Source organism: Cupriavidus pauculus (genome assembly GCF_022179805.1).
Classification (GTDB): Bacteria; Pseudomonadota; Gammaproteobacteria; order Burkholderiales; family Burkholderiaceae; genus Cupriavidus; species Cupriavidus pauculus_E.
Window position 1 is genome coordinate 368164 of record NZ_BPUO01000004.1, and the last position, 12196, is coordinate 380359.

General features: G+C 63.7%; 12 protein-coding genes. 7 read left to right on the plus strand and 5 right to left on the minus strand.

Annotated elements, in window-relative coordinates; translation table 11 throughout:
- Positions 1-13 precede the first annotated feature (13 nt).
- Both MFF62_RS10365 and MFF62_RS10370 read right to left on the minus strand, forming a co-directional pair.
- Positions 14-1390: an amidase gene (locus tag MFF62_RS10365; protein WP_404990724.1), complete on the minus strand. Its 1377-nt coding sequence runs from the start codon at positions 1388-1390 to the stop codon at positions 14-16.
- Entirely contained in the window at positions 1387-2505 is a 1119-nt protein-coding gene (locus MFF62_RS10370; RefSeq protein WP_238262807.1) for an iron-containing alcohol dehydrogenase, read from the minus strand. Before MFF62_RS10370 ends, MFF62_RS10365 begins: the two co-directional genes overlap by 4 nt.
- Positions 2506-2803: 298 nt before the next feature.
- On the opposite strand from MFF62_RS10370, the gene MFF62_RS10375 reads away from it, so the two are divergent.
- On the plus strand, positions 2804-3520 hold the full coding sequence (locus MFF62_RS10375; protein ID WP_238263097.1) for a nitroreductase: 717 nt from the start codon (positions 2804-2806) through the stop codon (positions 3518-3520).
- Between the two features lie 21 nt (positions 3521-3541).
- On the opposite strand, the gene MFF62_RS10380 is transcribed toward MFF62_RS10375, so the two are convergent.
- Complete coding sequence (locus MFF62_RS10380; protein WP_238262808.1) at positions 3542-4465, minus strand: LysR family transcriptional regulator; 924 nt, start codon at positions 4463-4465, stop codon at positions 3542-3544.
- Positions 4466-4637: 172 nt separating this feature from the next.
- On the opposite strand from MFF62_RS10380, the gene catA reads away from it, so the two are divergent.
- The 6 genes from catA to MFF62_RS10410 all read left to right on the plus strand — a co-directional run bounded on the left by catA (position 4638) and on the right by MFF62_RS10410 (position 10828).
- Positions 4638-5579 carry a catechol 1,2-dioxygenase gene (gene catA / locus MFF62_RS10385; RefSeq protein ID WP_238262810.1) on the plus strand — a complete coding sequence of 314 codons (942 nt, stop codon included), beginning with the start codon at positions 4638-4640 and terminating at the stop codon, positions 5577-5579.
- A gap of 113 nt (positions 5580-5692) precedes the next feature.
- Entirely contained in the window at positions 5693-7051 is a 1359-nt protein-coding gene (locus MFF62_RS10390; protein ID WP_238262812.1) for an SRPBCC family protein, read from the plus strand.
- Positions 7048-7536 carry a benzoate 1,2-dioxygenase small subunit gene (gene benB, locus MFF62_RS10395; protein ID WP_238262814.1) on the plus strand — a complete coding sequence of 163 codons (489 nt, stop codon included), beginning with the start codon at positions 7048-7050 and terminating at the stop codon, positions 7534-7536. The genes MFF62_RS10390 and benB overlap by 4 nt, the downstream gene beginning before the upstream one ends.
- Positions 7537-7574: 38 nt before the next feature.
- On the plus strand, positions 7575-8597 hold the full coding sequence (benC, locus tag MFF62_RS10400) for a benzoate 1,2-dioxygenase electron transfer component BenC (protein WP_238262816.1): 1023 nt from the start codon (positions 7575-7577) through the stop codon (positions 8595-8597).
- Complete coding sequence (benD, locus tag MFF62_RS10405) at positions 8594-9370, plus strand: benzoate diol dehydrogenase BenD (protein WP_238262818.1); 777 nt, start codon at positions 8594-8596, stop codon at positions 9368-9370. Before benC ends, benD begins: the two co-directional genes overlap by 4 nt.
- A gap of 84 nt (positions 9371-9454) precedes the next feature.
- Entirely contained in the window at positions 9455-10828 is a 1374-nt protein-coding gene (locus MFF62_RS10410; RefSeq protein ID WP_238262820.1) for an MFS transporter, read from the plus strand.
- Positions 10829-10873: 45 nt separating this feature from the next.
- On the opposite strand, the gene MFF62_RS10415 is transcribed toward MFF62_RS10410, so the two are convergent.
- Together MFF62_RS10415 and MFF62_RS10420 are read right to left on the minus strand one after the other, a co-directional pair.
- The gene (locus tag MFF62_RS10415) at positions 10874-11953 is read right to left on the minus strand and encodes a porin (RefSeq protein ID WP_238262822.1); all 1080 of its coding nucleotides are present in this window, start codon (positions 11951-11953) and stop codon (positions 10874-10876) included.
- Between the two features lie 80 nt (positions 11954-12033).
- Complete coding sequence (locus MFF62_RS10420; RefSeq protein WP_238262824.1) at positions 12034-12180, minus strand: MarR family transcriptional regulator; 147 nt, start codon at positions 12178-12180, stop codon at positions 12034-12036.
- Between the last annotated feature and the right edge of the window lie 16 nt (positions 12181-12196).

Consider the following 12196-nt stretch of genomic DNA (forward strand, 5'->3'; position numbering starts at 1 on the left):
TCGTGGGTGGGGGTTATGCGTCTTCGTGTGGGACGTTGTTCAACAGCGTTTCGATCTGCTGGGCGATCTGCAGTAGCGCGCCGTCATCGCCAGGGCGCGCGACGATCTGCAATGCGCTGGGCAACGCGCCTTCGGCGGCGGGCAGCGGAATCGAGATGGCAGGAAATCCGGCCACGTTGAAGGGCGCCGTGTAGGTCATCAGTGCCTCGCGCAACGTGCCGCTCCAATGCCCGATGTCGAGCGTGCTGGCGCCTAGCGGCGGCGCCGTGCACGGACATGTTGGCAAGACGAGGTAGTCGACCCTTGTCATCACATCGTGCAGGTCGGCCACGAAGCGACGGCGGGTGTCCTGGGCGGCGGCATAGGGGCGCAAGTCCATGGATTGCGCGCGCCGCAGCCGGTCGGCGGTCTCCGGTTCGTACTCGGCGGCAATACGGTCCCAGCTGCTGCGCCGGAAATGCTCGATGCCACCCTCCACCAGCACGATGGACGCGAACGCATCGAAGACCCCATCGAACAGCGACGCCGAAGAAACGTCCTGGCACGCGAACGTGCGTGCCAGACGCTGTATCGCGGCATCGAACGCCGTGGCAACATCGGGCGCCAGCGGCACCGGGCCGATCTGCCGCAGCACACCAAGCCGGGCGGATAGCCACGCATCGCTTTCGGGCACGTCGATGAACAGCGCATTGGCCAGCCAGAGCACGTCGTCGACCTGGCGGCCCAGCAATCCGACGTGATCGCAGGTAGGGGCCAATGGAAAGACGCCACGCGTCGACAGCGTGTCGAAGGTTGGCTTGAAGCCGACCACGCCGCACAGTGCGGCCGGAATCCGTACGGAGCCGCCCGTATCGGTGCCCAGCCCCACGGTCAACGCGCCCGATGCAATCGAGGCGGCGGCGCCGCCGCTCGATCCGCCGGGAATGCGCGAACGGTCGAGCGGGTTCAGCGTGTCGCCAAAGCGCATGCTCGATGTGCTCACGCCCCACGCGAACTCGTGCGTGGTGGTCTTGCCAATGACGATGGCGCCGCGATCGACCAGCGAATGCACGACATCGGCATCGGCAGTGGGGCGATGGCCACGGTAGGCCGCCGAGCCGTAGCACGTTTCGATGCCCCGGGTGTCGATCAGGTCCTTCACGCCGATGGGCAGCCCCTCCAGCGCGCGCGCGGTGCCGTTCTCGTAACGACGGTCGCTTTCCGCGGCGGCCTTGAGCGCGTGGTCCCAGTCGATGGTGGCGAATGCGTTGACGGCACGACGGCTCTGTTCGGCGGCCTTGAGCACCTGTTCGGTCAATGCGGTGGCCGTGATCCTGCGTGCGAGCAGCGCATGGCGCAGGCCACGCAGGCTGACGGCATCGGGCATCGGAGCAAAGTCGGGCGCGTTCACCACAGGTCCTCCAGCAAAGCCGCGAGCTTCTGCGTGGCGTTGTCGCCCAGGTCATTCACTTCAGAGGGATAGTGCTCGGCAAGCATCGTGGCGACTTCGGGCAGCGCATCGCGCGAGAAGTCGAACGCGCGCAGCCGATTCGGCAACTCAAGCTGGTCGACCAACCCGGCGATGCGATTGGCCAGGGCTTCGGCGACCGTGCCGCCATCGGAAGCGGCGCCGAAGACATCGAACTTGCTGCCGTACGTGGCCGCGCACGCACGGATGGCCGGCGCGAGCGTGATGCATGACGTCATGCTGTGCGGCAGGCCGAAGGTGCCGCCGAGGATATGGCCGATACGATGGCTCAGGCCATAGATCACCGATGCGGGATAGAAGTAGCACTGCCATGCGCCAAGCTGCAGCTGCAGCAGGTCTTCCATCGAAACGAGACCACGTTCGAGGGCTTCGCGTGTTTCGATTTGCTTGGGCCATCGCTCCAGCACGGCGAAGAAGCGCTCCACGCCGCGTGCGGCAAGCATGGCGTGCGGATGTTCCACGCCGACGCGGCGCATGCCCTCCACCGCGTGATCGATCCCCTTGATCGCCGAACTCAGCAGCAGGGCGCGCGGCGTGTCGACGATCAGGCGTGGATCGATGGCCACCAGCGTTGGCACGGTGTCGCGCACCGCGTAGCTGCGCTTGAACTTGCGTGCACCATCTGTTTCCGTCACACCAAAATAGTGCGAAAACTCGGAACCCGACAGCGTGGTGGGGAAGGCCGCGATGGGCAGGTAGCGGCCGGTCTCGCGATGGTGCGCGGCAGATACCGCCTTGGCGGCGTCCAGCACCGAGCCGCCGCCAAGGGCCACGATCGATTCGGCGCGTGCCGTCAGGCAGGCCTGCAGTCCCGCGTGCACTGCGAAGTCCGGCACATGCGCGGGCAAGTCGCTGAACACGCCGACGCCGTCTGCGATGCCGGGGTCAAGGTATTCCTGGCGCAATGCATCAAGAAAGGGCACGGAAAACGTGATGGGGCGCCTGATGCCATAGTCGCGAAGCGACGCGGCAACGGGTTTCAAAATATCGTGTCCCCACACGACGTGGTCCTGTGGCAGGCATTTGAGCTGGTCCATCTATTGCGTCTCCGTATCGTGTCATCGACAATGCGATGCCGTTTATCGTGAGACAGAAGATAGGCGATCCCGATACGGGCGTGCGCGCCGGATTCGCGAACGTATCGTCCATGGATATGGACGTTGGGGCCAGGCGCCGTGGAGTTAGCGGCGACGGCCGATCGTTCAAGGACATGAACGCAGGATGCAAGCTTTGGCACCTGTTCAACGCCATCCACGTGTCTATGATTTTTCTCCAGAAGTACAACGAAAACCACAACCACAGCCAGAAGACGGAGTCATGGAGATGGAGATGACAATGGACAGGAACGAGACGATGGTGACTGCCACCGATGCGATTGCCGCAGACATTGCGGCACTGATTCGGGGACGACAAAGCAAGCGCGGCTTTCTGAGTCAAGCTATACCGATGGCCACGGTGCGGCGGATACTGTCGGTGGCCAAGTACGCGCCAAGCTCCAGCAACACGCAGCCCTGGCGTTGCTATGTCGTGAGTGGAGATGCGCGCGAGCGGATCACCGAGGCGGCGGTGGCGGCCTATCGCGAGAATCCCGATGCGATGCCGGTGCAGTATCCGTTCTTTCCGAAGGAGCTGCCGAACCCGTTCTCGTCACGCTTCAACACGTTCCGCGGCAAGCTCGGCGACGCACAAGGCGTGCCGCGCAGCGACATCGTGGGGCGCCGGCGCGACGTCGAGCGGCAGTTCCGCTTCTTCGACGCGCCCGTGGGCCTGATCTTCACGATGGATCGCCGCCTGGAATGGGCCAGCTTTCTCTGCTACGGCTGCTTCCTGCAGAACATCATGCTGGCCGCGCGCGCGGAGGGGCTCGACACTTGCCCGCAGCAGATCTGGTCGCTTCAGGCGGCCGTGCTGCACCGGGAGCTTGAGATTCCCGAGGGCGAGATGGTGATTGCCGGGATGTCGCTCGGCTATGCCGACAACAGCCTGCCCGAGAACCGGATGCAGATCGACAAGCTGGAGCTGGAAGACTTCGTGTCGTTCGTCGGCACCTGAGCGATTTTCTTGTCGCTTGCCCTACGTTGCCTGGTCCGTGCGGGGAACGTAGGGAATCTGCTCTTCCTCGTAGAGCCGATAGATCAGTTCGAGCATTTCCTTGAGGTCGTGCGATTCATCCATCGCGCGCATGCTCATGATGATGGGCGACGTCAGCGTCGGGTCGTCGAGCTTCATGTAGCTGACGTCATCGCGCTTCAGCCCGTAGACGCTGCTCGGCACCACCGAAATCCCTTCGCCAGCGGCGACCAGCCCCAACGCAATCTGCAGTTCGCGCACCTCGTAGATGCGCTGCGGCGTCAGCGCGCGTTCCTGGAATGCTGACAGCACCTGGTCCGCGTAACTGGGCCTGGGTGTCTTGGGAAACACGATCAACGTCTCGTGGATCAGGTCGCGCAGCGACAGCACCGACTTGGATACCGAGAGCGGATGCCCCACGGGTAGCGCGACGATCATTTTTTCCTCGCGCAGGATCACGCGGCGGATGTTGGCGTCCTCGTGCCGGATACGGCCGAACCCGACGTCGATGCGCCCATCCTTGAGCGCGCGGATCTGGTCCATGGTCGACATCTCGTGCAGGCTCAGCTCGACGGACTTGTTCTCGTCGCGAAAGCGCCGGATGATCTTGGGCAGCATGCCGTAGAGCGTGGAGCCGACAAAACCTACCGACAGGCTGCGCTCGATATTGCCCACGCGCCTTGTCATCGACTCCAGTTCGCTGGTCTGCGCCAGCAGGCTGACCGCGTGCGAATAAAAGAACTTGCCGGTCTCGGTGAGCTTGAGCGGGCGCGAGTTCCGTTCGAACAACTGCACGCCGAGCAACTCTTCCAGTTGCTGGATCTGGCGGCTGAGTGGCGGCTGGGCGATATGGAGTCGTTCTGCCGCCCGCGTGAAGTTGCGTTCTTCCGCAACGGCGACGAAGTAGCGCAGGTGTCGCAGCTCCATACAATACCTCCAGGATATAACCCGATACTAATTCAGTGTTGGACTGGTCCGTTTGCCGTCTCTATTCTGGTTTTACACACCGTTTCGGGCGCCGATTATACCTTCCGAGTTGCTTCGAATTGGCCCGGAACGAGGGTAAACCCCACAGAAAACCAGAGAGTCAGGAGCAGACATGAGTGCCAACGTATTCGATTCGAAGGAAGTGCAAGACCTGCTGAAGGCCGCCGCCAATCTGGGAAGCCAGGACGGCAATGCCCGCACCAAGCAGATCACGCATCGCCTGCTGAGCGACCTCTTCAAGGCCATCGACGACCTGGACATGACGCCCGACGAGATCTGGGCCGGCGTGAACTACTTCAACAAGCTGGGCAAGGATGGCGAGGCTGCGCTGCTGGCTGCTGGCCTTGGCCTGGAAAAGTATCTCGATATCCGCATGGACGCGGAAGACCGCGAAGCCGACATCCACGGCGGCACCCCGCGCACCATCGAAGGCCCGCTGTATGTGGCCGGTGCGCCGGTGCGCCAGGGCGTGTCGAAAATCGACCTCAATGCCGACGAAGCGGCCGGCCCGCTGGTGATCCGTGGCACGGTGACCGGCCCGGACGGCAAGCCCGTGGCCGATGCGGTGGTGGAATGCTGGCACGCCAATTCGAAGGGCTTCTACTCGCACTTCGACCCGACCGGCGCGCAGGACGACTTCAACCTGCGCGGCGCGGTGAAGACTGGCGTCGACGGCAAGTACGAATTCCGCACGCTGATGCCGGTGGGCTACGGCTGCCCGCCGCAAGGCGCCACGCAGCAACTGCTTGACGCGATGGCCCGCCACGGCAACCGCCCCGCGCACGTCCACTTCTTCGTGAACAGCGACAAGACCCGCAAGCTCACCACGCAGATCAACATCGAAGGCGATCCGCTGATCTGGGATGACTTTGCGTACGCCACGCGTGAAGAACTCGTGCCCCACGTGGTCGAGAAGACCGGCGGTGTCGCGCTTGGCCTCAAGGACGACGCGTACAAGGAAATCGAGTTCAACATCACGCTGACCCCGCTGGTGCAAGGCAAGGACAACCAGCTCGTCAACCGCCCGCGCGTCGCCGCCGCCGCCGCCGCGTAAAAAGCCTCCAGCTTCCGTATGGCGGCCCGCCTGGCCGGCCGCCAATCCCCCGCACGAACTTTCTGAACCGATGCCATCGGCCTGACCACCAGGCCGGCATAGGGAGACGACTCATGTCCGCAACGATCGATCAAGCCCGCCAACTGGACGACCTGCTCAGCAACGCCGTCCAGGACGACAAGGAAAACGGTGTCTTCCGGTGCCGCCGAGACATCTTCACGAACGCCGACCTGTACGAACTCGAGATGAAGCACATCTTCGAGAGCAACTGGGTCTACCTGGCGCACGAAAGCCAGGTGCCGAACATCAACGACTACTACACCACGTGGATTGGCCGCCAGCCCATCGTCATCACGCGTGACAAGACCGGCGAATTGCACGCGGTGATCAATGCCTGCGCACACAAGGGCGCCATGCTGTGCCGTCGCAAGCATGGCAACAAGGGCAGCTTCACCTGCCCGTTCCATGGCTGGACGTTCTCCAACGCCGGCAAGCTGCTGAAGGTGAAGGACGAGAAGACCACCGAGTACCCGGTGCAGTTCAACAAGCAAGGCTCGCACGATCTGCGCCGCGTGGCGCGCTTCGAGAACTATCGCGGCTTCCTGTTCGGCAGCCTCAGCGAGGACGTGATGCCGCTGGAGGATTACCTCGGCGAAACGCGCGTCATCATCGACCAGATCGTGGCGCAGGCGCCCGAAGGGCTGGAAGTGCTGCGCGGCAATTCGTCCTACATCTACGACGGCAACTGGAAGATGCAGATGGAGAACGGCTGCGACGGCTATCACGTCAGCACCGTGCACTGGAACTACGCCGCCACGATGGGCCGCCGCAAGGATGAAGGCACCAAGGCCGTCGACGCCAATGGCTGGAGCAAGTCGGTGGCCGGCGTGTATGGCTTCGAGCACGGCCACATCCTGCTGTGGACCAACACGATGAACCCCGAGGTGCGGCCGGTCTACCAGCATCGCGACGAGATCGCCGCACGCGTGGGTGAGGACAAGGCGCACTACATCGTGAACCAGACGCGCAACCTGTGCCTGTATCCGAACGTGTTCCTGATGGACCAGTTCAGCACCCAGATTCGCGTGGTGCGTCCGATTGGCGTCGACAAGACCGAAGTCAGCATCTTCTGCTTCGCACCCAAGGGCGAGAGCGCGGAAAGCCGCGCCATCCGCATCCGCCAGTACGAAGATTTCTTCAACGTGTCGGGCATGGGTACCAGCGACGACCTGGAAGAGTTCCGCGCCTGCCAGGCGGGCTATGCCAGCACCACGTCGATGTGGAACGACATGTCGCGCGGCGCGCCGCTGTGGGTGCATGGGCCTGACGACAACGCCAAGGGCATGGGCCTGAATCCGCTGATCTCGGGCGAGCGCAGCGAGGACGAAGGGCTGTTCGTCGTGCAGCACGAATACTGGATGCGGGTTATGCGCGAAGCAGTGCGCAAGGAGCAGGCGGAGGCGGCAGCATGAGCATCGACTATCAAACGATCTGCCAGGCGCTGTATCAGGAAGCGCGCTACCTGGACGACCGTCAATGGGACGAGTGGCTGGCCTGCTACGCCGAGGACGTCACCTACTGGATGCCGGCATGGGACGACGATGACAAGCTCACCGAAGACCCGCAGAGCGAAATTTCCCTGATGTACTACGCCGACCGTGGCGGCCTGGAAGACCGTGTATTCCGCATCCGTACCGAGCGCAGCAGCGCGTCGATGCCGGAACCGCGCACCAGCCACAACGTCACCAACGTCGAGGTGCTTGCCGAACGCGATGGCGAGGTCGACGTTCGCTACAACTTCAACACGCTGAGCCATCGCTACAAGGTGACAGACCAGTACTTTGGCACGGTCTACCTCACCTTGCGCAAGGCTGACGACCGCTTGCTGATCGCCAGCAAGAAGATCGTGCTCAGGAATGACTACATCCGCCAGGTGCTCGACGTCTATCACGTCTGAGCCCACCGGTTGGAACGAGAACGGACGCAGGAGGCAACATGTCCAGCTACAACATCGCACTGAATTTTGAAGACGGCGTCACCCGCTTTGTGGAATGCAAGGCCGGCGAGAAGGTCCTCGATGCCGCGTTTCGCGCGAAGATCAACCTGCCGATGGATTGCTCCGACGGCGTGTGCGGCACTTGCAAGTGCCGCGCCGAGAGCGGCCGCTACGATCTGGGCGACGACTACATCGAAGACGCACTGAGCGAAGACGAGAAGGAAGGCGGCCTGGTGCTGACCTGCCAGATGGTGCCGCAGAGCGACTGCGTGATCGCCGTGCCGGCATCGTCGACCGTGTGCAAGACCGAGCAAAGCAAGTTCGCAGCAACGGTCACCAAGGTCGAGCAACACAACGATGCGGCAGTGGTGCTGGAACTGGACGTGGACAGCATCCCCCCGGTGTTCCTGGCCGGGCAGTACGTGAACATCGACGTGCCCGGCAGTGGCCAGCATCGCTCGTACTCGTTCTCGTCGGCACCGGGTGCATCGAAGATCAGCTTCCTGATCAAGAAGATTCCGGGCGGGGTGATGAGCACCTGGCTCGAATCGGCACAACCGGGCCACAAGGTGCAGCTGACCGGCCCGCTGGGCAGCTTCTACCTGCGCGCGGTGGAGCGCCCGCTGCTGTTCCTGGCTGGCGGCACGGGCCTGGCCCCGTTCCTGTCGATGCTGGAAGTGCTGGTGCGCGCCAACTCGCAGCAGAAGGCGCACCTGATCTACGGCGTGACGCGCGACCTGGATCTGGTGCAGGTGGAAGCCATCGAGGCGTACGTGGCCAAGCTGCCGAACTTCACGTTCAGCACCGTGGTGGCCGAAGAAGCGTCGGCGCATCCGCGCAAGGGCTGGGTGACCCAGCATATGCCGGCCGAATGCCTCAATGATGGCGACGTCGACGTGTACCTGTGCGGCCCGCCCCCGATGGTGGACGCCGTACGCAAGTACTTCGACGACAACGGTGTGAAGCCCAACAGCTTCCACTACGAGAAGTTCACGCCCAACGCAGCCCCGGTGCCAGCATGAACACGCAGCGATTCGCAGGCAAGGTAATGGTGGTGACCGGTGCCGCCCAGGGCATTGGCCGTGGCGTGGCGCTGCGCGCAGCGGCGGAAGGCGCGAAGGTGCTGCTGGTCGATCGTGCCGACTTCGTTTCCGAAGTGGCGGCCGAAGCTACAGGCGGTGAAGCAGCAGGTTTCATGGCTGACCTTGAGACCTACGAGGGCGCCTTCTCCGCGATGGCCTTCGCGATGAAGATCTTCGGTCGCATCGACATCCTTATCAACGGCGTGGGCGGCGCCATTCGCATGCGGCCATATGCCGAGTTCGAGCCGGCCCAGATCGATGCCGAGATCCGCCGTTCGCTGATGCCCACGCTGTACGCGTGCCACGCGGTGCTGCCGCATATGCTCGCGCAGGGGCACGGCACCATCGTCAACGTGTCGTCGAATGCTACGCGTGGCATCCGCCGCGTGCCGTATTCGGCCGCAAAGGGCGGTGTCAATGCGATGACGCAGTCGCTGGCGATGGAGTACGGCGAGCACAACATCCGCGTAGTCGCCGCCGCGCCCGGTGGCACCGCGGCGCCGCCGCGACGCGTGCCGCGCAATGCGGCGGGCGATAGCGAACGCGAGAAGGCCTGGATGGACGAGGCGGTGACACAAGTGACCGAGTCCACCTTCTTCAAGCGCTACGGCACGCTCGACGAGCAGGTGGCGCCGATCCTGTTCCTGGCCTCTGACGAAGCGGGCTACATCACAGGAGCCGTGCTGCCGGTGGCCGGCGGCGATAACGGTTAGGCGGTTAGGCAGAAGTTAGAGGCCGGGTCATAGAAGCGGAAAAAAGCACGCCGCGACCATTCCAGTACACGGAGGAGACAAACCATGCGACATATCGACGTACACAAGCTCGCCGACGACGCGCGCTTCAACAAATTCCACGCGGGCCTGCTGTTCTGGTGCGCGCTGATCATCATCTTCGACGGCTATGACCTTGCCGTGGTGGGCATTGCGCTGCCGTCCATCATGAAGAGCATGGGCGTGGATGCCACGCGCGCCGGCTTCATGGTCAGTGCTGCGCTATTCGGCATGATGTTCGGTGCTGTCGTCATGGGCACCATCGCCGACCGTATCGGCCGGCCCAAGGCGATTGCCATCTGTATCGGCCTGTTCAGCGTCTTTACCGCTGCGGCGGGCATGACGCACGACCCGGTCACGTTCAGCGTGACGCGCTTTCTCGCGGGACTCGGTATCGGCGGTGTGATGCCCAACGTGGTGGCTCAGATGACCGAGTTCTCGCCACGAAAGATTCGCGGCACGATGGTCACGCTGATGTTCAGCGGGTATTCGGTGGGCGGGATGCTTGCCGCGCTGATGGGCAAGTCGCTGATCGAGACGTACGGCTGGCAGTCGGTGTTCCTGGCCGCCAGCGCACCCGTGCTGATCATCCCCGCCGTACTGAAGCTGATGCCGGAGTCGCTGCCGTTCCTGATCCAGCGGAATCGCCTGGACAAGCTGAAGGGCGTGCTGACGCGGATGGAGCCCAACTATCGTGCACAGTCGACGGACCGCTTCGACCTGCCACAGACCGAGAAAGGCGCCAGTGCCCCCATCAGCATGCTGTTCCGCGATGGGCGCGGCTTCAGCACCGTGATGCTGTGGGTGGCGTTCTTCATGTGCCTGTTCATGGTCTACGCGCTGAGTTCCTGGCTGACCAAGCTGATGGCTGGCGCGGGCTACAGCCTGGGGTCGGCGCTGACGTTCGTGCTGGTGCTGAACTTCGGCGCGATGGCTGGTGCCATCGGCGGCGGCTGGCTGGCGGACCGGTTCAATATCAAGTACGTGCTGGTCGGCATGTACGCGCTGGCGGCGGTATCGATCACGCTGCTGGGCTTCAAGATGCCCACGGAGGCACTGTTCTTCGTCGTAGCGCTGGCCGGTGCCTCGACGATCGGCACCCAGATCGTGACGTACGCCTATGCCGGGCAGTTCTATCCCGCCACGGTGCGCAGCACGGGCATTGGCTGGGCGTCGGGGGTTGGCAGAAGCGGTGCGATCCTTGCACCCATCGTGATCGGTGTGCTGGTCAGCATGTCGCTGCCGCTGCAGCAGAATTTTGCGGCGATGGCGGTGCCGGCGGTCATTGCGGTGCTGGCCGTGCTGCTGATCGACCACAAGCGCTCGGCATCGGTCATCGACAGCCAGCAGGCCCAGGCCAAAGCGAATCCCGGCCAGGCGACGATGTCCACCGCACGATGACAACCGGCCGGCATGCGATATGCCGGCCTTTACCCTTCCAGAACCTTAGAACCGGTGGCGGATGCCCACCACGGCGCCGAACTGGTTCGCGCCGGGCTCGACGTTGTACACGGCCGAGGTGGCCGAGACATTGTTGAAACCGTTCACGCCCAGGGCCGACTTGTCTTTGTTCAGCGAGTACGACACCGACGCATAGAGGTCGGTACGCTTGGTCAGCGTGTAGTCGCCGGTCACGGCGAACAGCCACGGGTCCGAGCCGGTGTTGCGGAAGTCCTGGTAGTAGGCCGCACCGGTCACCGTGAATGCCTGCGTGAACTTGTAGCCGAGCGCCAGCCAGTAGAGGTTCGATCCACTGTTGGCGGTCTGCGCGCCGGGCAGCATGGCGCCGTCCAGCGCCTTGGCCAGCCGGTAGCCGGCAAACACCTTGACCGGGCCGGTGGCGTAGGTGCCGGCCACCGAATAGCGGCGGATCACGGGCGCCTGCACGGCTGGCGTGCCAGCGTGCGCATCGTCATAGGCCACGCCCACCGATACCGGACCCGTGGCGTAGTTGACGTAGGCCCCGAAGTCACGGCCGAACACATAGGCGCCCGGCACCTCGTTGCCATTGGACTGGAACGAGTAGAACGCCGAAGCGGTCAGCCCGCCGAACTGGCCGATGTACTTGACCGAGTTGTCGGCGCGCGCCGCGAATTCCGGTGCGATCGACAGGATGCCGTAGCGGTCTGCCAGCGCGGCCGGATCGTAGATGTTCGCGAAATCGCGCAGCGAGGTCTGCTGGCGACCCAGCAGCAGCGTGCCGTAGCGGCTTTCGGCGCCCACATAGGCATTACGGCCGAACAGTCGGCCGCTCTGGCCCGACACGCCGGTATCCAGGTCGAAGCCGCTTTCCAGTACGAACAGCGCCTTCAGGCCCTGGCCCAGGTCCTCGGTGCCGCGCAGGCCCCAGCGTGATCCGGACAGGTTGCCCGACGTCAGCCGCACCTGGCTGTTGCCGTTGCGTCCGGCATTGGTGGTGAATTCGACGCCGGCGTCGGCCACGCCATACAGCGTGATGTTGGATTGGGCATACGCGGAGCCGGTCAGGGTGGAGACCGCGAGCAACACAAGGGACTTCTTCTTCATTGGACGTTCTGGATACGGCTGGGGGAGGGGGTTGTAAGAAGGGCGCCCGGAGGCGCCCCTTTTTGCTCTTCTGGTGCTTCTCAAACGCGGCGCCGTCTGCCGCCGGGCGGATCCACCCGATACTGGCCGGGTGCGCCCTTCCAGGCGCAGCGGTCGGCGCCGCCGCCCAGTTCGCAGGCCATCGCGGACAACGCCATCGTGGCCAGTATCAGCAGTCGATGCAGCATGGCGGCTCCTTGGCTA